The following is a 23,620-nucleotide window of genomic DNA, read 5'->3' on the forward strand; positions in this document are numbered from 1 at the left end:
GCGTTTCCTTGATTCAGGCACAAGTGCTGCGCTCCGGCGCAATTCCAGCAGGGCTGTGCAGCGCTTTTCCGTCCGAGATTGTGTAGAAACAAGGAGATAGAGCGGTTTCGCGATTCAGGATGAAAAGCGCGAAACGCCCTAGCGGCGGCCGAACAGCTTTTCGATGTCGGCGAGCTTGAGCTCGATATAGGTCGGGCGGCCGTGATTGCAGGTGCCCGATCCCGGCGTCGCCTCCATCTGGCGCAGCAGCGCGTTCATTTCCTCAGGCCTGAGACGGCGGCCCGAGCGCACCGAGCTGTGGCAGGCCATGGTGGCGGCGATCGCATGCAGCCTTTCCTTCAGCGTGTCGGCGGTGTCGCTGTCGGCGATCTCGTCGGCGAGGTCGCGCACCAGCTTGACGACGTCGGTTTCGCCGAGCATCGCAGGCGTTTCGCGCACCGCCACGGCTCCAGGGCCGAAACGTTCGACGCCGAGGCCGAAGCGGGCCAAGGTTTCCGAATGCAGCGCCAGCCGTTCGGCGTCTTCTTCGGGCATGTCGACGATTTCGGGCAGCAGCAGCATCTGCGAGGGGATCGGCCGCGCATGCAGCGCGTTCTTCAGCGCCTCATAGACAAGCCGCTCATGGGCGGCGTGCTGGTCGACGATGACGAGCGAGTCGCTGGTCTGGGCAACGATGTAGTTTTCATGCACCTGCGCCCGGGCAGCCCCCAGTTCGGTGCGCAGCAGCGCTTCGACCACCTCTGACTGGCCGGCGCGGGTATCGGCACTATCAAGCGGTCCGGCGTCGAAGCTCGCCTGCGCTGGCTCGGCAAAGCCCGCGTCGAGCGGCCGGAACGGTGAGCGCTGCGGTTCGTAATTGGCCGAGGTGGCGGCACGGAAATCCGGCCGTATCTGCGGGTTGTAGGCGCGATGGCCGTTGGCCGGGCCGGGGTGGCCGTAGCTGGTCGGCCCCGGCCGGAACGCCCCCATCATCGCCTGCGTGCCTGTCGTCGCCGGCCGGATGCCGGCATTGGCCAGCGCCTGGCGGATCGCGCCGACGATCAGGCCGCGCACCAGGCCGGGATCGCGGAAGCGCACGTCGGCCTTGGCCGGATGCACGTTGACGTCGACGATGGCCGGGTCGAGCGTCAGGAACAGCACCGTCACCGCATGGCGGTCGCGCGGCAGAACGTCGGCATAAGCGCCGCGGATCGCCGAGGCGATCAGCTTGTCGCGCACCGGCCGGCCGTTGACATAGGCATATTGCTGCAGCGCATTGCCCCTGGTGTAGGACGGGATCGAGACATGGCCTTCGAGCCGCACGCTCTCACGCGCGGCGTCGATGGCGATCGAATTGTCGGGGAAGTCATTGCCCATCACCTGGGCGATGCGGGCAAGCCTGCCTTCGACCTGATCCGAGGTCGCCGACAATTCCAGCGTCGAGCGGTCGGTGCCCGACAGGGTGAAACGCACGGCCGGGAAAGCGATGGCGATGCGCTTGACGGTGTCGGCGATGGCGGTCGCCTCGGCGCGCTCGGTCTTCATGAATTTGAGCCGGGCAGGCGTGGCGTAAAACAGGTCGCGCACCTCGACTGTCGTGCCGCGGTTGCTCGGCGCCGGGCGCACGCCCGACACCCGGCCGCCCTCGACGGTGATCTCGGCGCCGCTGTCGGCTGATCTGGTGCGCGAGCGGATGGCGAGCTTCGACACCGAGCCGATCGACGGCAAGGCCTCGCCGCGGAAGCCGAGCGAGCGGATGTCGAGGATGTCGTCACCGAGCTTGGAGGTGCAGTGGCGCGAGATCGCCAGCGCCAGCTCGTCCTCGGGCATGCCCGAACCGTCGTCGACGACGCGGATCAGATTGAGCCCGCCGCCTGCTGTCGCCACCTCGATGCGGCCTGCACCGGCGTCGAGCGCGTTTTCGACAAGCTCCTTGACCACGCTGGCCGGCCGCTCCACGACCTCGCCGGCGGCGATCTGGTTGATCATCGTTTCGGAAAGCTGGCGAATGGGCATGGCGGAACTATAGCGGGATTCGGTTGGGCGGCGACAGGGAGATTGCGCGGGGCAAGGGCATCCACAGCGGATTGGTGATACCGGCATTTTACAGGGGAGGCAGCGCTGCCCGTCATCCCCTGCCGGGACCTTCTCCCCGTGAACGGGGAGAAGAAGGCTTGCCGCAGCCTTGGCGCTCTTCCTTCCCCACGTTGACGGGGAGAAGGTGCCCGAGGGGCGGATGAGGGGCGGCGCGACGATGCAGACTGGGGACACAGCCGCTGTCCGCCTCACGCCTGCGCCGCCAGCCAGTCGCGCACCTTTTCAGCGCTTTCGCTCAGCACGCGATTCCTGGGCCAGGCGACGTGGAAACCCTTGTTCGTCGTCATGACGTGATCGGACAGCCGGACCAGAAGCCCCGCCGCGATCAGCCGGTCGGTGAGATGGCGCCAGCCGAGCGCGATGCCCTGGCCTTCCATGACGGCCTGGATGACCAGCACATAGTCGTTGATCACAAGCCCGCGCTTGGCGACGGCGCCGTTCAGGCCGGCCGACTGGAACCATTCGTTCCAGGTTGCAGCAGGGCGATAGGGCTCGTCGAGGTGGATCAGATGGTGCAGGGTCATCTCGGCCGGCGTCATTGGCGTGCCGGCGCGCGCCAGATAGGCCGGCCCGGCGACCGGATAGACCTCTTCGTCGGCGATCTGCAACAGCTCGTAGTCGGGCCAGTCGGCGGCGTCGCCGCCGCGAATGCCGAGCGGAATGCCCTCGGCGACGAGGTCGAGGTCGCGGTCGGCAGTCTGGATGCGCAGGTCGATGCCGGGCAGGTCGTCGCGGAATTTCTGCAGTCGCGGCATCATCCAGAACGAGGCAAAGGCAGTCGAGGCCGACAGCGTCACATGCATGCCGCCGGCGCGGGCGCGCAGTTCTTCCGCCGACTTGCGGATATGCGACAGGCCGAGCGTGACGTCGGCATGGAACCGTTCGCCGGCCTCGGTCAAAAGCACCTGGCGGTGGCGGCGCTGGAACAGCTTGGCACTGAGCTGATCCTCCAGCCCGCGGATGGCGTAGGACACCGCGGCCTGGGTCATGCCGAGCTCGCGCCCGGCGGCGGTGAAGCTCGCCAGCCGCCCGGCGGCTTCGAAGACGATCAGGCTGCCGGCCGAGGGCAACAGGTGGCGCAGGCTTTGCATAAATCAAGCTTATGCAAGTGATGAGGATTTTCAAGCGTCACAGCATCGGATCCAAAGGCTAGCTTCATGCTGGAACGATTTGGAGCCTGACATGAGCGTCGCCACCGCAAAAGCCCCGAGCGAGCCCGCCAAGCGCCGCGAGCGCGGCGGCCGCAACGCCCGCCGCGAGCAGCGCTCGCATGGGCCCGAGGCGCATGGCCGGCCCTATATCACGAGGAACATCCCGACCTACGACATTCTCTCCGAGGACAACCTTGTCCGCATCGAACAGACCGCCGACAGGATTCTTGCCGAGATCGGCATCGAGTTCCGCGACGATCCTGTGTCGCTGGATCACTGGAGACGGGCAGGGGCCAAGGTCGAGGGGGTGCTGGTCAAGTTCGAGCCCGGCCTGCTGCGCGAGGTGCTGAAGACAGCACCTGCAAGCTTCACCCAGCACGCCCGCAACCCAGAACGTTCGGTCGAGATCGGCGGCAAAAGCGTGGTGTTTTCGCCGGCCTATGGCTCGCCCTTCGTCATGGATCTCGACAAGGGCCGTCGCTACGGCACCATCGAGGATTTCCGCAATTTCGTGAAGCTGGCGCAGTCCTCGCCCTGGCTGCACCATTCCGGCGGCACCATCTGCGAGCCGGTCGACGTGCCGGTGAACAAGCGCCATCTCGACATGGTCTACAGCCACATCCGCTATTCCGACCGCGCCTTCATGGGCTCGGTGACCTCGGAAAGCCGTGCCGAAGATTCCATCGACATGGCGCGTATCGTCTTTGGCGAGGACTTCACCGACCGGAACTGCGTCGTCCTGGGCAATGTCAACGTCAACTCGCCGCTGGTCTGGGACGCCACCATGACCACGGCTTTGCGCGCCTATGCCCGCGCCAACCAGGCGGCTGTCATCGTGCCCTTCATCCTCGGCGGCGCCATGGGCCCGGTGACCAATGCCGGCGCCATCGCCCAGTCGCTGGCCGAGACCATGGCCGGCTGTGCCCTGACCCAGCTCGAACGGCCCGGCGCGCCCGTCATCTTCGGCAATTTCCTGTCGTCCATGTCGCTGCGCTCGGGTTCGCCGACCTTCGGCACGCCGGAACCGGCGATCGGCTCGATGGTCATCGGGCAACTGGCCCGGCGGCTCAACCTGCCGCTGCGCTGCTCCGGCAATTTCACCACCTCCAAGCTGCCCGACGCCCACGCCATGAACGAAGGCACCATGTCGATGCTGGCGGCGGTGCATTGCGGCGCCAACTTCATCCTGCACTCGGCCGGTTTCCTCGACGGGCTGTTGTCGATGTCCTACGAGAAGTTCGTCATGGACGCCGATTTCTGCGGCGCGCTGCACACCTATCTCGACGGCGTCAAGATCGACGACAACCAGCTGGCGCTCGACGCCTTCCGCGAGGTCGGGCCCGGCAACCATTTCTTCGGCTGCGCCCACACCATGGCCAATTACGAGACGGCATTCTGGGATTCGGCCATCGCCGACAACGAGCCTTACGAGAAATGGGAGGCGGCAGGCTCGGTCGACGCCGCCACTCGCGCCAACCGGCGCTGGAAGACGATGCTCGCCGAGTATGAGGCGCCGCCGCTCGACGAAGGCATAAACGAGGCGCTGCAGGACTTCATGGCGCGCAGGAAGGCGTCGATGGAAGATGCCTGGTATTGAGGCCGCCCTATGCAGGACACGGCCTTCGATCCCCTCGCTGCTCTGAAAACCTACCACGCGGCAATCGACGTGCTCGACTTCGCCGCCATCGAAGCCTGTTTCGCGCCTGACGCCTGTTATGTCTCCGATGGTGTCGGTGACGCCGTCGTCGGCCGCGACGCGATCATGGCGGCGTTTCGCGGCTATTTCGCCTGTTATGGCGACCAGGTTTCCAAGGACGAGCAGGTGGCGGCATTGTCACAGTGCTCCGCCTGGTCGCGCTGGCGGCTCGAGGCGACGCATGCCGTGTCAGGTGTCCGTCTTGTCAGGTCGGGCGAGGAGACGGTGACGTTCGACGTCGACGGCAGGATCATGCGTGTCGAGGTGAAGGATGACGCTGGCGCGCAAGGCAGCGGCCGATGATGCGTGCTATTGAGGGCCATCACGCCAACGCCGAGGCCGCCATGAAAGCCGCTTTTGCAACTGCCATCCTGCCCTTTCTGGTCATGCCTGCCATGGCCGGCACCGCCGTCGAGGCGGTCAGGCCGTTCTACGACCATGTCGGACTCGAACTCGATCCGGCCGAGCGCGGCCGTTTCGTCGATCCGGCCAAGGCGGTGCTCGACGCCCGCGACCAGCTCGAGAAATCGGAGCAGGGCGATTGCCTCGATGCCAACATGCCGCTCGACAGCACAGCCTATGACAAGGCCGAACTCGACAGGAGCCTGAAGATCATCGGCTCGGAAACCGGCGACACGGCGATCGTCGTCGCGGCGTTTACGGCTCAGGGCGAGCCGCATCGCATGCAGTGGAAGCTGAAGAAGGTCGACGGCGAATGGAAGGTCGCCGACCTGCTGTCGGTGACCAATGAATGGGCGCTCAGCCAGTATCAATGCCAGTGAGCGCCGCTATCCCTTCGATGCGTTCAGCCGCGGCCGCGATAGGGCGCAACACCCGTGTCGGGCAGCCACACGCCTTCCGGCGGCCTTCCGGTCTGCCAGAACACGTCGATCGGGATGCCGCCGCGCGGATACCAGTAGCCCGCGATGCGCAGCCACAGAGGTTTTGTCGCGGCGACGACGCGGCGGCCGATCATCACGGTGCAATCCTCGTGGAAGGCGCCGTGGTTGCGGAACGAGACCATGAACAGCTTCAGCGACTTGGATTCGACCAGCAGCCGGTCCGGGGCATAGTCGATGACGATGTGGGCGAAGTCGGGCTGGCCGGTGACAGGGCACAGCGAGGTGAACTCCGGGCAGGTGAAGCGCACGATGGCGGGCGGGCCGCCGAGGCGGTCGTAAGGCACGGTTTCGAGCACGGCGGTCTCGGGCGAGGCCGGCGTCTGCACCTGGGTGCCAAGCTGGGTGAGGCTGTCGGTGATGGTCATTGGGCGGCTCTTCTGGATGGGCCTGGCTCAATGCCCGAAAGGCGGCATGCGCCAGACTGCACGGGCCAGATTTTCAAGTGGCGTGTATTAGCGCCTGACAATGCGGGAAGGCAATGACCAGCAACGATCCGCTTCTCCAGCCCTACCAGCTCCGGCATCTCACGCTCAAGAACCGCATCATGTCGACGAGCCACGAGCCGGCCTACTCCGAGGACGGCATGCCCAAGGAGCGCTACCGGCTCTACCATGCCGAGAAGGCCAGGGGCGGCATGGCGCTGACCATGACGGCGGGCTCGGCCATCGTCTCGCGCGACAGCCCGGCCGCCTTCGGCAACCTGCACGCTTATGACGATGCCATCGTGCCCTGGATGGCCGAGCTGGCGGATGCCTGCCACGCGCATGACTGCAAGGTGATGATCCAGCTCACCCATCTCGGCCGGCGCACCGCCTGGAACAAGGCCGACTGGCTGCCGGTGCTGAGTGCCTCGCCGGTGCGCGAGGCCGCCCATCGCACCTTCCCCAAGACCGCCGAGGACTGGGACCTCGACCGCATCGTCGGCGACTATGCCTCGGCCGCCCAGCGCATGCAGGCAGCGGGGCTCGACGGCATCGAGTTCGAGGCCTATGGCCATCTGCTCGACGGCTTCTGGTCGCCGGCGACGAACCATCGCGACGATGTCTATGGCGGCTCGCTCGACAACCGCCTGCGCTTCACCTGGCGGGTCATCGATGCGGTGCGCGCCGCCGTCGGCCCGGATTTCCTCGTCGGCATCCGCATGGTCGCCGACGAGGATTTTGACAAGGGCCTGTCCAGGCAGGAGGGCGTCGAGATCGCCCAGAGGCTGGCCTCGTCGGGGAAATTCGACTTCCTCAACATCATCCGCGGCCATATCGACACCGATGCCGCACTGACCGGCGTCATCCCCATCCACGGCATGCCGTCCTCGCCGCATCTCGATTTTGCCGGCGAGGTCAGGGCGGCAACGAAGTTCCCGGTTTTCCACGCCGCACGCATCGCCGACGTCGCCACCGCCCGCCATGCCATTGCATCAGGCAAGCTCGACATGGTCGGCATGACACGCGCCCACATCGCCGACCCACACATCACCGCCAAGGTGATGGCCGGCGAAGAGCACCGGATAAGGCCCTGCGTCGGCGCCACCTACTGCCTCGACCGCATCTATGAGGGCGGCGGCGCGCTCTGCATCCACAATGCCGCCACCGGCCGCGAGGCGACGATCCCGCATGTCATTTCCCGCACCGACGGGCCGCTGCGCAGAACCGTCGTGGTCGGCGCCGGCGCTGCCGGGCTTGAGGCGGCACGGGTCCTTGCCGAGCGCGGCCACAAAGTGACCGTCCTTGAAGCCGCGAGCCAGGCCGGCGGCCAGATCAGGCTGGCCGCCCAGAACCCGCGCCGGCGCGAGCTGATCGGCATCGTCGACTGGCGGCTGGCCGAGCTGGAGCGCCTCGGCGTCGAGATCCGCTACGACGTCTGGGCCGGCGCGGACGACGTGCTGGCGCTCGACCCCGACGCCGTGGTGATCGCCACCGGCGGCCTGCCGCAGAACCCGCCGCTCGACGGCGGCGACGAGCTGGTGACCTCGAGCTGGGACATCATTGCCGGCAGCGTCAAGCCGGCCGAAAACGTACTGCTTTATGACGACAATGGCGGCCACCAGGGCATGACGGCGGCCGAGCTGATCGGCAAGGCCGGCAGCAAGCTCGAGCTTCTGACGCCGGAGCGCTTTTTTGCCCCCGAGATCGGCGGCATGAACCACGTGCCCTATATGGAGGCGTTTCACCGCCATGGCGTGAAGATCACCATCAACACGCGGCTGCAGCGGGTGCGGCGCGACGGCAACCAGCTGGTGGCAACGCTTGTTTCGGATTTCGCCAAGGGCTGGAGCGAGGAGCGCCGCGTCGACCAGGTGGTGGTCGAGCATGGCACGCTGCCGCTCGACGAGCTCTATCTCGAACTCAAGCCTTTGTCGAAGAATTCAGGCGCCATCGACTATAACAGCCTGATCCATGGCGGTGACATCTTCCCTGACAACAATCCGGATGGCCGTTTCCTCTTGCTGCGCATCGGCGACGCGGTCCAGGCGCGCAACATCCACGCCGCCATCTATGACGGCATCCGCTTCGGCCTCAGGATCTGACGGTCTCCGCCGTCAGCCAGCGTACGAATTCGCGCAGGCCCGGCCGGTCCTCGCTGCCGGGGCGGAAGGCGAGCCGGTAGGGCGCTTCGCCGGCGATGCGGTTGGGCGAGGCCATGACCAGCCGGCCGGTGCCGAGTTCGCGTTCGGCCAGCACCTCAGGCACCAGCGCCACGCCGAGGCCGGCAACCGCCGCCTCGACCACCATCGAGAACTGCTCGAAGCGATGGCCCCGCAAGGTCGTGCGCGGGTCGATGCCGGCGGCCTGGAACCATTGCAGCCACAGCGTCGGCCGCGTCGACTGCTGCAAAAGCGGCAGCGCGGCGAGTTCGGCGTCATCGAGTGCTGCGCGGCCATCGAGCAGGGCAGGCGAGGCGACCACCACCAGGACCTCGTCGAACAGCCTGACGATGCCTGCCTGTCCCGCCCCGGCCGGACCGCGCTGGATCGCGGCATCGAAAGCTTCGGTCTCGAAGTCGACGGTTTCCAGCCGCACCGCGAGGTCGATGGCGACATGCGGGTGGGCGGCGTGGAAGCCGGCGAGCCTGGGGATCAGCCAGCGGTCGGCCAATGTTGGCAGTACCGCGAGGCTGAGCACGTCGGACTGGCCGCCGAAAGCCATGGTGCGCACCGCCGCCTCATGCAGGCTGTCGAGGATGGCCTCGGCATCGCGGGCAAAGCGCCGGCCGGCATCCGACAAGGCCAGCCGCTGCCTGACACGGTGGAACAGCGCCACGCCGAGCCGGTCCTCCAACTGGCCGATCGAGCGGCTGACCGAGCTCTGCGTCAGGCCGAGCTGATCGGCGGCGCGAATTGTCGTGCCGAGGCTGGCGCAGGCGCGAAACGCCTCAAGCTCCGCAATCGTTGGGACATAGCTGCGGCGCATCGCCTGGCCTTTGACCGAGTTGATCGAATTTACGCATAAACTATGCGAGATTACTTGTTAGCGAAATGTGCCGAAGCGGTCTAGGATGTCTGGGAAATCACCCATTCTCCGGAGGAACCATGAGCGCATCCACACCGGCCGGCGGCGGCAGCTTTGTCTGGGCCGACCCGTTCCTGATCGAAGACCAGCTGACCGAGGACGAGCGCATGGTGCGCGACGGCGCCGCAGCCTTTGCCGCCGACAAGCTCGCGCCGCGCATCGAGGAGGCCTATCTCGACGAGAAGACCGATCCGGCGATCTTCCGCGAAATGGGCGAGGCCGGCCTGCTCGGCATCACCGTTCCCGAGGAATATGGCGGCCTTGGCGCCGGCTACGTCACCTATGGTCTCGTCGCCCGCGAGGTCGAGCGCGTCGATTCCGGCTATCGCTCGATGATGTCGGTGCAGTCGTCGCTGGTGATGTACCCGATCTATGCCTATGGCTCCGAGGAGCAGCGCAGGAAGTACCTGCCCAAGCTTGCTTCGGGCGAGTGGATCGGCTGCTTCGGCCTGACCGAGCCGGATGCGGGTTCCGACCCGGGCGGCATGAAGACCCGCGCCGAGAAGACCGCCAATGGCTACAGGATCTCCGGCTCGAAGATGTGGATCTCGAACGCGCCGATCGCCGACGTCTTCGTCGTCTGGGCCAAGTCTGCAGCCCATGACAACCAGATCCGCGGTTTCGTGCTCGAAAAGGGCATGAAGGGCCTGTCAGCGCCGAAGATCGGCGGCAAGCTGTCGCTGCGCGCCTCGATCACCGGCGAGATCGTCATGGAAGGCGTCGAAGTCGGCGAAGACGCGCTGCTGCCCAACGTCTCGGGCCTCAAGGGGCCGTTCGGCTGCCTCAATCGCGCCCGCTACGGCATTTCCTGGGGTGTTATGGGTGCGGCCGAGGATTGCTGGCACCGCGCCCGGCAATATGGCCTCGACCGCAAGCAGTTCGGCAAGCCGCTGGCCGGCACCCAGCTCTACCAGAAGAAGCTGGCCGACATGCAGACCGAGATCGCGCTCGGCCTGCAGGGGTCGTTGCGCGTCGGCCGCCTGATGGACGAGCATAAATTCGCGCCCGAGATGATCTCGATCGTCAAGCGCAACAATTGTGGCAAGGCCCTCGACATCGCCCGTATCGCCCGCGACATGCATGGCGGCAACGGCATCCAGATCGGCTACCACGTCATGCGCCATGCGCAGAACCTGGAGACGGTCAACACCTATGAAGGCACGCATGACGTGCATGCGCTGATCCTGGGCCGCGCCCAGACCGGCCTGCAGGCGTTCTTCTAGAGCGTCTTGCACAATTCCGGACGGAAAACCGCTTCGCAGTTTTCCTGGAATTGCGCCGTGCGTCAGCCGCAACCCGAAATCGCTGAAACGGCCGCGAAGCAAGCGCTTCGCGGCCGCTTTTGCTTGGCGCCGCAAACTGCCCGCGCATGCAGAATGGCTTTCGCTTTCAGGTTTAGGAAGTGCGAATATATTTCGACTTACACGCGAATTGTTTCATTGGCTTGAAACACTGGCGGCGGCTGCCAACCTCAAACGGTTACATCGCATCGATAACTCCGGACCTGGGCGGCAGTTTCGCCTGCGTGCGGGGAGAATAATCTGTGAGCGATCAGACCAGGGCTGAGAACGCCAACCAGATCTTGTGGTTCGGCGACAACCTGATGACCATCCGTGTGCCGGCCGGCGCCGGCGACGACCAGATCAGTGTCATCGAATGCCGCATGCCGCATGGCGAAACGACGCCGCTGCACATCACGCTCAGCGGCGACGAAGTCATTCACATGCTCGAAGGCACGATGCAGTTCTTCGTCGACGGCAAGGACTTCCCTGCCCATGTCGGCCAGACGGTGATGGCGCCCAAGGGGCTGCCGCACAATTTCAGGATCGAATCGACTGACGCCGCGACCTGCCTGATCGTCACCCAGAGTGGCGCCTTCGAGCAGATGGTGCGCCAGATGAGCCTGCCGGTGCGGGCGGACGTCCTGCCGTCGAGGGGCGAACGGGACGCAAGCAGGCGCTTCTTCGACAGCTCAGTGCAACGCAACATCGAGGTCGTCGGCGCTCCGCTACCATAGCGCCGGCATCAGGCTGGACGGGTGCGGGGGCGTGTCCGTCCAGCCATCTCTTCAAAGGCTGCAAACAAACAGCGGTTCGCCGAACAGGTCAGGCTCGACGTCGAGGCCGAGGCCCGGCCCGCCGGGCACAGCCATCATGCCGCCTGAAATGGCAAATTCGCCGCTTGCATTGGCCACCGTCACCCAGTTGTGGAAGTCGACCGTGTGCTGCCTGAGATGCTCGGGCGTCGACAACAGCAGGCCCGAATAGGCCGCCGTGTCGATCTGGGCGCCGCCGGTGTCCTCGATCGTGACCTTCAGGTTTTTGGATATGGCGATGTCGCGCAACAGTTTTGCGCGCGTGAGCCCGCCCACCCGCGCGAGCTTGATGGTGATGCCGTCGACGAGCCCGTCTGATATCGCGCGGATGAGCATGTCGGCGCTGTCGATGGTCTCATCCAGCACCAGCGGCCGGTCGGTGGCGCGGCGGATGGCGAGATTTTCCTCATAACTCGCGCAAGGCTGCTCCAGCGTGTAGTCGAGATTTCGTGTCGCCATCAGGAAGCGCCGCGTCTCCGCTGTGCCCCAGCTGGCATTGGCGTCGCAGAACAGCACCGTGTCGGTGGGTACTGCTGCCCGCACCGCTTCGAGCCTCGCGATGTCCTCGTTGACGTCGAGGCCGACCTTGACCTGCAGCCGGCGATAACCCTCGGCGATGTATTTTGTCGCCCTTATGGCCATCGCCTCGGGCGCCTGCTGGGCAATCGAGCGGTAGAGCGCAAGCTGCTCGCCCTCGGCGCCGCCTGAGAGCGCGGCCAGCGACAGGCCTGAACGTTTGCCGGCCAGGTCCCAGAGCGCCATGTCGATGGCCGACTTGGCGTAAGGATGGCCCTTGAGCAACAGCTCCATGCGCCGGTAAAGCGCCTCGATGCCGGAGGCTGCACAGCCGAGCAGCTGCGGCGCCAGCTCCTTCATCGCCTCGCGGGCGCCAGCGGCAAAGGCCGGGTCGTAGAAGCTGCCGAGCGGCGCCATCTCGCCATAGCCCCTGGCACCGTCGCGGCTGGTGATCTCGACGATTGTCGAATCGAAGCCTTCGGCACTTCGACCGCCCGAGCAGCGATAGGTGCCGTCGCGAAACGGCTGCCATTGCCTGTAGATGCGGATGCCTGAAATGGTCGCGTCGGCCATGTTGTCCCCTGGGCGAAGCCTGATCGTGGCCAAGGATAAACCGGGCAGTCGGCCGCCGCGGCGAGGGAAACGGCGCTTGGCCGCGTCGTTTTCCTGACAGGTCGGGCTCTCCAGTGCAGGGTTCTTTTGCTTTCGTATGAGACGCGAATTGTTTCAGCTTTCGGATACAGCGTTCGGTTTCGCTGAATTCGAGCGGATACGGTCGCCGCTTAGATCGGGGCACCGCGGATTTTCAGACCGCGCTGCTCGAAAGGACGAGAAATGACCATGCATGCGAAGACCGACAGTGACGGCGAGTTGTTGTGGTTTGCCGGCTCTCTGGCAACCATCAAGGTATCGGGTGAGGCGGGAGCCGACACGATCAGCGTCATCGAACATCTGATGCCCTATGGCTCATCGCCGCCGCTGCACATCCATGTCAACGAAGACGAGGTGTTCCATATCCTCGACGGCGTGATGCGCTTCAATGTCGGCGGCAAGGAGCTCGTGGGTCGCGCCGGCCAGACCATGATGGCGCCGAAGGGTGTTCCGCACAGCTACCGCGTCGAATCCGCCGAGGGTGCCCGTTGCCTGACCGTCACCACGCGCGGCGACTTCGAGCGCCTGGTGCGGGAGATCGGCGTGCCCACCGACAAGGCGGAGTTGCCGCCTCAGGTCGCGCCGACGCCGGAGGCCATCACGGCGCTCACCGAGGCCTGTGCCCGCAACGGCATCGACATCATCGGCGCGCCGCTGTCCTGACCCGTCTTGAAGAGCTGGTCGTCCCGGCCGGCTCTTTTCTCGTGAAACGTGCTCGTTGCAAGGGGCCCGGCTTGGCCGCATCCTGTGCCAGGGATGATCGACCTCTCGGGTCGTATTTCCTGTAGTATCGGCCAGGTCTTGCCGCCATATCAGGCCAACGAACGGGACGTGACGCGATGACAAGTGCTTTCCTCTCCCATCTCCAGACGGAACTGTCCGGCCTCAAAACCGCCGGGCTCTACAAGTCCGAGCGCGTCATCACCTCGACGCAGGGTGCCGAGATCGAGGTCGGCGGCGAAAAGGTGCTGAACTTCTGCGCCAACAACTATCTCGGCCTCGCCGACAGCCATGAACTGCGTGACGCCGCCAAGTCAGCCCTCGACCGTTATGGCTACGGCATGGCCTCGGTGCGCTTCATCTGCGGCACCCAGGAAGAGCACAAGCAACTGGAGGCAAAACTCTCCGGCTTCCTCGGCATGGAGGACACCATCCTCTATTCCTCCTGCTTCGACGCCAATGCCGGCCTGTTCGAGACGTTGCTCGGCGAAGAGGACGCGATCATCTCGGATGCCCTCAACCACGCCTCGATCATCGACGGCGTCAGGTTGTCCAAGGCCAGGCGCTTTCGCTACGCCAACAACGACATGGCAGCACTTGAGGAGGAGCTGAAGAAGGCCGAAGGCAGCCGCTTCAAGCTGATCGCCACCGACGGTGTGTTCTCGATGGACGGCATCATCGCCAATCTCACGGGCGTCTGCGATCTCGCCGACAGATACGGGGCGATGGTGATGGTCGACGACAGCCATGCCGTCGGCTTCGTCGGCAGGAACGGGCGCGGCACCCCGGAGCATTGCGGCGTCGAGGGCAGGGTCGACATCATCACCGGCACGCTCGGCAAGGCGCTGGGCGGCGCCTCCGGCGGCTACACCTCGGGCAGACGCGAGGTCGTCGACTGGCTGCGCCAGCGCTCGCGGCCCTATCTGTTCTCCAACACGCTTGCCCCTTCCATAACAGGCGCCTCGATCAGGGTGCTCGAGCTGATCGCCGAAGGCGCGGACCTGCGCCAAAAACTCTATGCCAATGCCGAACGTTTCCGCGCCGGCATGGGCAAGCTCGGCTTCAAGCTTGCCGGCGCCGACCACCCGATCATCCCGGTCATGCTCGGAGATGCCACGGTGGCCCAGGAGATGGCGGCGCGCATGCTGAAGCGCGGCATCTATGTCATCGGCTTTTCGTTCCCGGTGGTGCCCAAGGGGCAGGCGCGCATTCGCACGCAGATGTCGGCGGCGCATTCTTCAGCCGACATCGATCGCGCGATCGCGGCCTTCGCCGAGGTCGGGCGCGAACTCGAGGTGATCTGGTAGCACTGCCGGGATTGCGAAAAGCGATTCCGGATCAAGCGATTCCGAGGACAAGACAATGTCGAACATGATGCGCGCACTGGTGAAGGCGAAGGCTGAACCGGGGATCTGGATGGCAGAGGTGCCGGTGCCGGAGGTCGGCCCCAACGACGTTCTGATCAAGGTCAGGAAGTCGGCGATCTGCGGCACCGACGTCCATATCTACAATTGGGACCAGTGGGCGCAGAAGACCGTGCCGGTGCCGATGGTGACGGGACACGAATTCGTCGGCACCGTCGCCGATTTCGGCGCCGGGGTGAAGGACTACAAGGTCGGCCAGCGTGTCTCCGGCGAAGGCCACATCGTCTGCGGCCATTGCCGCAACTGCCGGGCCGGGCGGGGACATCTCTGCCGCAACACGCTCGGCGTCGGCGTCAACCGGCCGGGTTCCTTCGCCGAATATGTCGCCATTCCCCAGCACAATGTCGTGCCGATCCCCGACGACGTCTCCGACGAAATCGCCGCGATCTTCGACCCGCTCGGCAATGCGGTGCACACCGCGCTGTCCTTCGACCTCGTCGGCGAGGACGTGCTGGTGACAGGCGCCGGGCCGATCGGCATCATGGGCGCGCTGGTCGCCCAATGTGTCGGCGCCCGGAAGGTCGTCATCACCGACATCAACCCGACCCGGCTGGCGCTGGCCCGCAAGATGGGCATCCATCACGTCGTCGACGCCTCGAAAGAGAAGCTGCGCGACGTGATGCGCGAGGAAGGCATGACCGAGGGGTTTGACATCGGCCTCGAAATGTCGGGCTCGGCGGTTGCCTTCCGCGACATGATCGAAACCATGAACAATGGCGGCAAGATCGCCATTCTCGGCATTGCCCCGACCGGTTTCGAGATCGACTGGAACAAGGTCATCTTCAAGATGCTGCATCTCAAGGGCATCTATGGCCGCGAGATGTTCGAGACCTGGTACAAGATGATCGCGCTGGTGCAGGGGCCGCTCGACGTCAGCGGCCTGATCACCCACCGCATCGGCATCGACGACTATCAGGCCGGGTTCGACGCCATGCGCAGCGGCAATTCCGGCAAGGTCGTCATGGATTGGTAGGGGGGATTGGCAGGGTATTCCATGGAAAGTTTTTTCACTGTGAGGTGAAAAATTCGAACAAAGCGCCGTTGCCAGCCGAAGCCCTGATTTGCTATTGAAGCGGGCCCTTCGGCCTGGAACCAACGATGCGCCGTCACATACGCACCCTTACTGCCCGGCATGAGCCGAAAGGCCAGATGCTCTCGCACGTCAAGTCGGGATCGGGCGCGATCGTCGGCCTGGCGGCTGTCGGCGGCCTCGCATCGGTCACCGGCCTGCCGATGCTGATTGCGCCGCTGGGCGCAACCGCGGTTCTGTTGTTCGGCCAGCCGGCCAGCCCGCTGGCCCAGCCGATCAACATCTTTGCCGGTTATTTCATCGCCACGCTGATCGGCGTCGCCGCTGCGATGGCTTTCCCCGGCCTGTGGGAAATGTCGGCGGTGGCGGTCGGCGTTTCGATCGCGCTGATGCTGATGTTCCGTGTCACCCATCCGCCGGCGGGTGCGATCCCGCTGGTGGCGACAGCCACGCCCTATCAGGGCAGCACATTGTTCATCGTCGTGCTGCTGAGCTGCATCAGCCTGCTTGTGCTGGCGCTTGTCCATCACTGGATCCCGCCGCGCGCCCAATATCCGCGCCGCGTCGACTGACGCTTTGACCTTGCCTCGGTTGCCGCCGCCGCTCTAGCTTGGGCGGCGGCATGAAGAGGTTTGACATGACATGTGAGTCGCAGATCGCAGCTGTTCGCCCGGGCAGGGGCGCATGAGCGGCCGTCTCGTCCTGCTCGGCACCAAGGGCGGGCCGGCGATCAGGCCGGGCGGCCCATGGCCGACATCGACGCTGCTCGAACTCGGCGGCCGCACTGTTGTCGTCGATTGCGGGCTCGGCGTGACGCGCGGCGTGACCGATGCCGGGCTCAGCCTCAAGGCGCTCGACCTCGTTTTCATCACCCATCTCCATTCCGACCATGTGCTCGAGCTCGGGCCGCTGCTGCATACCGCGTGGACGGCAGGGCTTGCCACACCGGTCACACTTTTCGGCCCGGTCGGATTGAATCGATACTGGCAGAGTTTCGTGCAAGCGCTTGAATTCGACATCGAAATCCGCATCGTCGACGAAGGCCGCCCGGATCTGCGCAAAATGGTCGAAGTCGTCGAGTTCGGCGAAGGCGAGGTGCTTAGCGACGGCGATCTGTCGGTTACCGCCCTGCGTGTCGACCATCCGCCCGTCACCGAGTGTTTTGCCCTGCGCTTCGAGCATCAGGGCACTTCGATCGTCTTTTCGGCCGACACGGCTTTTTTCCCGCCTTTGGCGGACTTTGCCCGCGGCGCCGACATCCTGCTGCATGAGGCGATGCTGGAGAAAGGTGTTGAGCGGCTGGTGGCGCGCACCGGCAATGGCGCGCGGCTGCGCGAACATCTGATGGCAAGCCACAGCCTGGCCGGCGAGGCGGGCACCATTGCGGCGCGTGCCGGCGTCGGCCGCCTTGTGCTCAACCACCTCATACCAGCCGACGATCCCGACATCGGCGAGGCCGATTGGGTCGAAGCTGTCAGGAAAACATGGAATGGTCCCTTGACGATTGGTCGCGACGGGCTTGTTGTGACTGACAAGGGCGAAGACGCCCCCTAACCGGGAGGACGTGCATGAAACTGGCGACGCTGAAGAACGGTTCGCGTGACGGGAAACTGGTCATCGTCTCGCGCGACCTGACGCGATACACCGATGCCTCGTTCCTGGCACCCAACCTGCAGGCGGCGCTGGACGACTGGCGCCGGATTTCCCCACATCTCGCGGCTTTGGCCGGCTCGCTCGAAATCGGCGCGGTGCCGTCGTCGCGCTTCCACGAGCATGACGCCCATTCGCCCTTGCCGCGCGCCTACCAGCGGCTCGGCGGCGGCGATGCCTTTGCCGGCCCGCGCGATCCGATCGAACTGCCCGGCAAGATCCGCGACGCAAAAATCGACGCGGCCGTCGCGGTGATCGTCTCGGACGTTGCCATGGCTGCGACCGAAGAGGCGGCGAAAGACGCGGTGGCGCTGATCGTGCTCTCCACCGACACGACCCTCGACGGCGGCCAGGCAGGCACCTCGGCCCTTTCGCCTGTCGCCGTCACCCCGGATGAGCTGGGCGGCGCCTGGGACGGGGCCGTGCATCTGCCGCTGGTTGCCGGGGCGCGCAACGTCACCTCGGTCTGGACCAGCTTTCCCAAGCTGATAGCGGACGCCGCCGCCAGCCGCGCGCTTGGCACCGGCGCCATCGTCAGGGGCGCGGTCGAGACGCTGTCGGTGTCGCTCGGCGACACGCTGCGCGTCGAAATGAAGGACAAGGCCGGCCACTCGATCTTTGGTGCTGTCGAACGCCAGGTCGGCAGGTTCGAGCCGGCCTGAGCCGCCTGGTGGAAATGACAGGCCATTTCAGCCGCATGGCGCGGAACAATCTGTGGTCCAACGACCGCATCTACCGCGCCGTGCTGGCCCTGCAGCCGGGTGAGCTCGAGGCCGAACGGACGAGCTTTTTCCCCTCGCTCAAGGACACGCTGAACCACATTCTGGAAGTCGACCTGTTCTATCTCGACATGATCGAGGAAGGCGGCGAGGGGCAGAAGCTGTTCGATCGTTTTGTCGCGCTCGACACGGCCTCAGCCCTTGCCGCGGCGCAGGCCGAGTTCGACCGGCGACTGGTCGCCCGTTGCGACGGTCTGAGTGCAGCCGATCTCGACAGGCGGGTGCTGTCGGATCGCGGCGAGGCCGGCCAGATCCCCGAACGCATCGGCGACCTCCTGGCCCATCTGTTCATTCACCAGATCCATCACCGCGGCCAGGTTCATGCGATGCTGTCGGGCACATCGGTCGCGCCGCCGCAGCTCGACGAGTTCTTCCTCGACTATGATCTGCGCTTCAGGGGAGAAGAGGTCGAGCGGCTGGGGATCTAGAGCGGGCAAGACGCGTGTCGGTGACCGCGTCTTGCCGGTTGGCCGGTCAGCCCTTGCTCTGCTGGATTGCCATATAGAGATTGGTGCAGCGTGTACCCGAACGGCAATAGGCGAAAACAGGACCGTCCATCTCGTCGAGCGCTTCGGCCATGTCGGCAACATTGTCGCCGGTCATGGCGCCGCTGATGACCGGGATGTAGCGGAAGGCAAGGCCGGCGGCTTCGACGGCGGACTTGACGCTGTCCGCGGAGGGCTGGCCGGGCTGTTCGTCGTCGGGCCGGTTGCAGATGACACTCTTGAAGCCGGCGGCCTTGATGGCGGCAACTTCATCAGGGGTGATCTGGCCTGAAACCGAGTAGTCGTCGGTGATCTGACGGTATTCCATCTTGGTCCTCACAGTTTGTTGGCCGCCTTGGCGGCGCGTCGGCGCCAGTCTTGCCACTGCTGGCGCCGCGGGGCAACTGCTGTAGGACCTCGTTCAGGCAGCCGGGCGCTGCCAGGACGGGAACGGATCGACGAGATCGCGCCATTTGCCCGGCGTGAAGGACGAGGCGTCGACAAGACAGTGGTCGAGCTCGGCGCGGATTTGCTGCTCGTTCATCGGATCGCAGCCGATGAAGACGATCTCCTGACGGCGGTCGCCCCAGACCGGGTCGAGATAGGGCTTCATCGCTTCATGCCATTCGGCATGGTCGGGCCATTGCCCGCGCGGCACTGCCGACCACCACAGGCCGCGCTTGCCGGTGCGCACCAGGGCGCCGGCCTGGCTGATCTCGCCGACGAATTCGGACCTTGTGGCGAGCCAGAAGAAGCCCTTGGCGCGGACGACGCCGGGCCATTGGCGGTTGATGAAGGCGTGCAGCTTCTCGGGGTCGAACGGCCGCCGCGCGCGATAGACGAAGGAGCGGATGCCATATTCCTCGGTTTCGGGCACGTGATCGCCAAAGCCGTTCAACTCCTTGAACCACAAGGGATGCTGTTCGGCCTTGTCGAAATCGAACAGGCCGGTGCCGAGGACGGTGTCTGTCGGCACCCGGCCGAAATCGGTCTCGACCAGCCGGGCATCGGGGTTGAGCGCGACGACGATCTTGCGCGCCGCGTCGCGGTCGGCGGCACTGGCAGTCGAGGCCTTGTTGAGCACGACGACATCGGCAAATTCGATCTGCTCGACGAGCAGGTCGACCAAGGCACGATCGTTGCCGGGGCCGGCCTGTTCGCCACGGTCGCTTAGGAAATCGGACGACGCATAGTCCTTGAGCAGATTGGCGGCGTCGACGACAGTCACCATGGTGTCGAGGCGGGCGACGTCGGACAGGCTTTGGCCGTTCTCGTCGCGGAACTGGAAGGTCGAGGCGACGGGCAGGGGCTCGGAAATGCCTGTCGATTCGATCAGCAGGTAGTCGAAGCGGTTCTGCCCGGCGAGCGCGCGCACCTCCTTGAGCAAATCGTCGCGCAAGGTGCAGCAGATGCAGCCATTGGTCATTTCGACCAGCTGCTCGTCGGTGCGCGACAGGTCGGCGCCGCCGTCGCGGACAAGCGCTGCGTCGATGTTGACCTCGCTCATGTCGTTGACGATGACGGCGACGCGAAGGCCGTCGCGGTTGTTGAGGATGTGGTTGAGAAGCGTGGTCTTTCCTGCACCGAGGAAACCGGACAGCACTGTCACGGGCAGTCGTGTCGGCTTGTTTGGGACGGGCATTGGTCATTCCCTTCGATGTGGGTAGCCGTTGACGGATGCCGCCGGCCAGGACGTGGGGGAAGAGTCCGGCGACGGATGCCGCCGGCCAGGACGTTGGGGAAGAGCCCGGCGGCGAACGCCGCCGGATGTGCGAGTCGCTGCTCAGTGCGTTTCGCCGGAGCCGCCGACGGCAACGAGGTTGAAGGGCTTGCCTTCGAGCGCGATGTCGTCGCCTTGCTTGAAGCTCTCAGCATCGACGATATGCAGCACGCTCTTGAGCGGATCGGAGACGACGATGCGGCTGCCGGCAACCGCGATGCGCGGGCGCGGGTCGCTCCAGTGGCCGTCCATGGAGTAGGGTTCGGTCAGCTTCAGCGAGGCGTCGATCTTGCCCGCGACCACGTCGATGCGGTGCAACTGGCCGTCCTCGGTGAAGACATAGGCAAATTTCGCCCGCACCGGATCGACGGTGAAATGCACCCGGCGCGTCGGCAGCTCGATCAGCCGGAAGGCGTCTTCCGACTTCGGGTCGATCAGCACGACAGCGCTTGGGCCATAATTGCCGAGGAAATATTGCAGGCCGCGGCCGCCGACCAAAGTCGTCGATTTGCCCGCGGGCAAGGCCTTGTCATAAGGCAAAAGCTCGATCTTGCCGTCGCCTGAGGTGATAAGAAGCCCTTCGGCGCAGGCAATGGCCACCAGGTTGCCCGAGGATGCTTCGCCATGCAGGTCGGGGCAGGCATGGATATCGCCGACGGTCGCACCGGCGCGATCGACGACACGAATGCCTGTCGGCAGCTCGTCGGGTTTGTCCGTGTTGGGCTCCGATATCAGCACGTCGTCGCCAAGGGCGATCGCGACGCCATGGTGGGGAGCGTCGGTCACCACCTCGCGGATGGCCGGCTTGCCGTCCAGAATGTCAGCCTCGCGGGTGACGCGCGCCTTGCCTTCGCCGTCGAAGAACAGGGCGATGTCGCCGTCATGATCGACGAAATGCGACGGCTTCTTGCCCTCGAAGGCGACGTCGAGCAGCTTGGGTGCCTCGACCTTGATGTCGCCGTGGTCGCCATGGTCGCCGAAGGCGATGCCGCTCGACAGCACCGAGATCACGTCGCCCTTGCCTTGCACGGCAAAGATGCTGCGGCCGCTGTCTGAGCGGTAGAGGCTGGTTGGCGCCTTGACGTCGAAGGTTTCGATCGTCTTGCCGGTTTCCATGTCGAGGGCATGGACGACTGAGGCTGCATGGTCGGAGACGAACAGCCGCCATGCCGTCTTTTCCTCTGAAGAGGCGGGGGTGGTGGCGAGGCCGATCAGCATGGCGAGCGCGGATGCCGTGGCGAGCAGGTGTTTCATGATGTCCTCATAAATGTTATTACATAACAGATTGTGCGAGAAGAAAAGGCGAGGTTTTGCGCCCCGCCTTCACCAGGCTGGTTGGGTCGTGCGGCAGCCCGATCGCGCGGGCCGCCGGTGCTTCGGACGGGCAGTCCTAGCTGCCGAGGATCGCGCCCTTGATGGTGGCGATGTTGGACTTCATCATGTCGATATAGGTTGCAGCAGGGCCGTCGGCCTTGGACAGGGCATCGGAGTAGAGCGTGCCGCCGACCTTGACCCCGGTTTCGGCCGAAATCTGCTCGACAAGGCGCGGATTGGTGATGTTTTCGACGAAGATCGCCGACGCCTTGTCGCCGCGAACCTGCGAGATCAGGGCCGCCACGTCGGCAGCGGAGGCCTCGGCTTCGGTCGAAATGCCTTCAGGGGCCAGGAAGGTCAGGCCATAGGCGTTTTCGAAATAGCCGAAGGCGTCATGCGAGGTGATGACGGTGCGCTTCGCCTCGGGGATCGATGCCACCGCTTCCTTGACCTCGGTCTCGGCCGCGGTGAGTTTGGCCGTATAGGCGTCGGCGTTGCTCTTGTAGGCATCGCAACCGGCGGCATCCGCCGCGCAGAAGGCGTCGGCGATGTTCTTCACATAGATCTTGGCATTGGCGATCGACTGGAAGGCATGCGGGTCGAGGTCGCCGTGATGGTGGTCATCACCGCCTGCCTCAGCGGCGTGCTCATGTTCTTCCTTCATCTTGATCGGCTCGACGCCCTTTGTCAGCTCGACGACCGACGCCTTGGTGGCGCTGGCCTCGACAAGCCGCTGCAGGAAACCCTCGAACTGCAGGCCGTTGACGAGCACGACATCGGCCTTGGACATCTTCACCGCATCGGCGGGCGAAGGTTCATAGACATGGGCGTCGCCGTCGGGGCCGACGAGTGTGGTCAGCTCGATGCGGTCGCCGCCGACATTTCTGGCGAAATCGCCGATGATCGAGAAGCTCGCCACCACTTTCAGCGGTTCGGCTGCGGCCGAAATCGTGGTCAGCGAAGTTAATGTTATAACGCTCATAAGCGAGGCGAAGCCAATTGTTCTGAGCATGTGTCTCTCCATGTTGAAGCGGATCAGGCGGTGCGGTGGCGGTGGCGGCGCAGCTTGGTGTTGAAGACGCCGCGTGTGCCGAAAAGGATGGAGGCGAGATAGATCGCGCCTGAAGACAGGATGATGGCCGGGCCCGAGGGCAGGGAGGCGTGGTAGGACACCAGCAGGCCGGCGATGCAGGAGATGGCGCCGAAGCCGAAGGCGAGCGCACACATCGGCTCGACGCGCGCCGTCCAGAAGCGTGCCGCGGCTGCCGGCAACATCATCAGGCCGACCGAAAGCAGCGTACCGAGCGCCTGGAAGCCGCCGACGAGATTGAGCACGACGAGGCCGAGGAAGATGAAATGGACAGGCGTGCCAAGCCGGCTGACCGAGCGCAGGAACAGCGGATCGAGGCATTCGGCGACGAGTGCGCGCCAGAAGATGGCGAGCGTCAAAAGCGTCAGGCCCGATATCAGCGCGATCAGCGTCAGCGCGTCGTCATTGAGCGCCAGCACGGTGCCGAACAGCACATGCATCAGGTCGACGCTCGAGCCGCGCAGCGACACGATCAGCACGCCGAGCGCCAGCGAGATCAGGTAGAAGGCGGCCATAGAAGCGTCTTCGCGCTGCACGGTGAAGCGTGACACAGCACCTGCGCCGAGCGCCACGATGACGCCGGCGATCAGCCCGCCAATGGTCATCGGCACGATCTGCAGGCCATAAAGCAGGAAGCCGGCGGCAGCACCGGGCAGGATGGCGTGCGCCATGGCGTCGCCGGTCAGGCTCATGCGCCGCAGCATCAGGAAGACGCCGACCGGGCAGGCGCCCAGTGCCAGCATCAGCGAGCCGGCCAGCGCGCGCTGCATGAAGCCGAATTCGACGAAAGGAGCGATCAGGAACTCATACATGGC

General features: G+C 65.1%; 23 protein-coding genes. 13 read left to right on the top strand and 10 right to left on the bottom strand.

What is annotated here, in order from left to right; translation table 11 throughout:
• Positions 1–138 precede the first annotated feature (138 nt).
• Together mutL and Amn_RS11420 are read right to left on the bottom strand one after the other, a co-directional pair.
• Positions 139–1,995, bottom strand: coding sequence for a DNA mismatch repair endonuclease MutL (mutL, locus tag Amn_RS11415; protein ID WP_286297140.1), 1,857 nt, complete (start codon positions 1,993–1,995; stop codon positions 139–141).
• A 269-nt stretch (positions 1,996–2,264) separates the two neighbouring features.
• The gene (locus Amn_RS11420) at positions 2,265–3,167 is read right to left on the bottom strand and encodes a LysR substrate-binding domain-containing protein (protein WP_067963326.1); all 903 of its coding nucleotides are present in this window, start codon (positions 3,165–3,167) and stop codon (positions 2,265–2,267) included.
• A gap of 91 nt (positions 3,168–3,258) precedes the next feature.
• On the opposite strand from Amn_RS11420, the gene Amn_RS11425 reads away from it, so the two are divergent.
• From Amn_RS11425 to Amn_RS11435, 3 genes are read left to right on the top strand one after another with little or no spacing between them, the layout of a single operon-like run.
• Positions 3,259–4,824, top strand: coding sequence for a trimethylamine methyltransferase family protein (locus Amn_RS11425; protein ID WP_286297141.1), 1,566 nt, complete (start codon positions 3,259–3,261; stop codon positions 4,822–4,824).
• Positions 4,825–4,833: 9 nt separating this feature from the next.
• On the top strand, positions 4,834–5,226 hold the full coding sequence (locus Amn_RS11430; protein WP_286297142.1) for a nuclear transport factor 2 family protein: 393 nt from the start codon (positions 4,834–4,836) through the stop codon (positions 5,224–5,226).
• Positions 5,223–5,705: a nuclear transport factor 2 family protein gene (locus Amn_RS11435; protein ID WP_286297143.1), complete on the top strand. Its 483-nt coding sequence runs from the start codon at positions 5,223–5,225 to the stop codon at positions 5,703–5,705. Before Amn_RS11430 ends, Amn_RS11435 begins: the two co-directional genes overlap by 4 nt.
• Positions 5,706–5,728: 23 nt before the next feature.
• Here the strand turns inward: Amn_RS11435 and queF are convergent, their stop codons facing one another.
• Positions 5,729–6,190, bottom strand: coding sequence for a preQ(1) synthase (gene queF / locus Amn_RS11440; protein WP_067963317.1), 462 nt, complete (start codon positions 6,188–6,190; stop codon positions 5,729–5,731).
• Positions 6,191–6,303: 113 nt separating this feature from the next.
• Between queF and Amn_RS11445 the strand changes: the two genes are divergently transcribed.
• A complete protein-coding gene (locus tag Amn_RS11445; protein WP_286297144.1) occupies positions 6,304–8,349 on the top strand; it encodes an NADH:flavin oxidoreductase in 2,046 nt (681 codons plus the stop codon).
• Here Amn_RS11445 and Amn_RS11450 read toward each other — a convergent pair.
• Complete coding sequence (locus Amn_RS11450; RefSeq protein ID WP_286297145.1) at positions 8,339–9,232, bottom strand: LysR family transcriptional regulator; 894 nt, start codon at positions 9,230–9,232, stop codon at positions 8,339–8,341. The genes Amn_RS11445 and Amn_RS11450 overlap by 11 nt on opposite strands.
• 119 nt (positions 9,233–9,351) lie before the next feature.
• Here Amn_RS11450 and Amn_RS11455 point away from each other — a divergent pair, with 119 nt between their 5' ends.
• Together Amn_RS11455 and Amn_RS11460 are read left to right on the top strand one after the other, a co-directional pair.
• The gene (locus tag Amn_RS11455) at positions 9,352–10,554 is read left to right on the top strand and encodes an acyl-CoA dehydrogenase (protein ID WP_067963310.1); all 1,203 of its coding nucleotides are present in this window, start codon (positions 9,352–9,354) and stop codon (positions 10,552–10,554) included.
• 320 nt (positions 10,555–10,874) lie between these two features.
• Positions 10,875–11,348: a cupin domain-containing protein gene (locus Amn_RS11460; protein ID WP_067963307.1), complete on the top strand. Its 474-nt coding sequence runs from the start codon at positions 10,875–10,877 to the stop codon at positions 11,346–11,348.
• A 51-nt stretch (positions 11,349–11,399) separates the two neighbouring features.
• Here Amn_RS11460 and Amn_RS11465 read toward each other — a convergent pair whose 3' ends face one another.
• Entirely contained in the window at positions 11,400–12,515 is a 1,116-nt protein-coding gene (locus tag Amn_RS11465) for a mandelate racemase/muconate lactonizing enzyme family protein (RefSeq protein WP_286297146.1), read from the bottom strand.
• Between the two features lie 261 nt (positions 12,516–12,776).
• On the opposite strand from Amn_RS11465, the gene Amn_RS11470 reads away from it, so the two are divergent.
• The 7 genes from Amn_RS11470 to Amn_RS11500 all read left to right on the top strand — a co-directional run bounded on the left by Amn_RS11470 (position 12,777) and on the right by Amn_RS11500 (position 18,624).
• Complete coding sequence (locus Amn_RS11470) at positions 12,777–13,256, top strand: cupin domain-containing protein (protein ID WP_067963300.1); 480 nt, start codon at positions 12,777–12,779, stop codon at positions 13,254–13,256.
• Positions 13,257–13,432: 176 nt separating this feature from the next.
• A complete protein-coding gene (locus Amn_RS11475) occupies positions 13,433–14,620 on the top strand; it encodes a glycine C-acetyltransferase (protein ID WP_286297148.1) in 1,188 nt (395 codons plus the stop codon).
• A 55-nt stretch (positions 14,621–14,675) separates the two neighbouring features.
• Positions 14,676–15,710: an L-threonine 3-dehydrogenase gene (gene tdh, locus Amn_RS11480; RefSeq protein WP_286297149.1), complete on the top strand. Its 1,035-nt coding sequence runs from the start codon at positions 14,676–14,678 to the stop codon at positions 15,708–15,710.
• A 125-nt stretch (positions 15,711–15,835) separates the two neighbouring features.
• Positions 15,836–16,339, top strand: a complete 504-nt coding sequence (locus Amn_RS11485) for an HPP family protein (protein WP_067963292.1) — start codon at positions 15,836–15,838, stop codon at positions 16,337–16,339.
• Positions 16,340–16,451: 112 nt separating this feature from the next.
• Entirely contained in the window at positions 16,452–17,321 is an 870-nt protein-coding gene (locus Amn_RS11490) for an MBL fold metallo-hydrolase (protein ID WP_286297150.1), read from the top strand.
• A 14-nt stretch (positions 17,322–17,335) separates the two neighbouring features.
• Complete coding sequence (locus Amn_RS11495; protein WP_286297151.1) at positions 17,336–18,079, top strand: fumarylacetoacetate hydrolase family protein; 744 nt, start codon at positions 17,336–17,338, stop codon at positions 18,077–18,079.
• 8 nt (positions 18,080–18,087) lie between these two features.
• A complete protein-coding gene (locus Amn_RS11500) occupies positions 18,088–18,624 on the top strand; it encodes a DinB family protein (protein WP_286297152.1) in 537 nt (178 codons plus the stop codon).
• A 46-nt stretch (positions 18,625–18,670) separates the two neighbouring features.
• Here the strand turns inward: Amn_RS11500 and Amn_RS11505 are convergent, their stop codons facing one another.
• The 5 genes from Amn_RS11505 to aztB all read right to left on the bottom strand — a co-directional run bounded on the left by Amn_RS11505 (position 18,671) and on the right by aztB (position 23,617).
• Positions 18,671–19,009: a protein tyrosine phosphatase family protein gene (locus tag Amn_RS11505; protein ID WP_067963282.1), complete on the bottom strand. Its 339-nt coding sequence runs from the start codon at positions 19,007–19,009 to the stop codon at positions 18,671–18,673.
• Between the two features lie 93 nt (positions 19,010–19,102).
• On the bottom strand, positions 19,103–20,323 hold the full coding sequence (gene zigA / locus Amn_RS11510; protein ID WP_286297153.1) for a zinc metallochaperone GTPase ZigA: 1,221 nt from the start codon (positions 20,321–20,323) through the stop codon (positions 19,103–19,105).
• Positions 20,324–20,464: 141 nt separating this feature from the next.
• Positions 20,465–21,655, bottom strand: coding sequence for a zinc metallochaperone AztD (aztD, locus tag Amn_RS11515; RefSeq protein ID WP_154385433.1), 1,191 nt, complete (start codon positions 21,653–21,655; stop codon positions 20,465–20,467).
• A 136-nt stretch (positions 21,656–21,791) separates the two neighbouring features.
• Positions 21,792–22,727, bottom strand: coding sequence for a zinc ABC transporter substrate-binding protein AztC (gene aztC / locus Amn_RS11520; protein WP_263007456.1), 936 nt, complete (start codon positions 22,725–22,727; stop codon positions 21,792–21,794).
• Positions 22,728–22,750: 23 nt separating this feature from the next.
• The gene (gene aztB / locus Amn_RS11525; RefSeq protein ID WP_154385512.1) at positions 22,751–23,617 is read right to left on the bottom strand and encodes a zinc ABC transporter permease AztB; all 867 of its coding nucleotides are present in this window, start codon (positions 23,615–23,617) and stop codon (positions 22,751–22,753) included.
• Positions 23,618–23,620: the final 3 nt, after the last annotated feature.

This window comes from Aminobacter sp. Y103A (assembly GCF_030294925.1).
GTDB lineage: Bacteria > Pseudomonadota > Alphaproteobacteria > Rhizobiales > Rhizobiaceae > Aminobacter > Aminobacter ciceronei.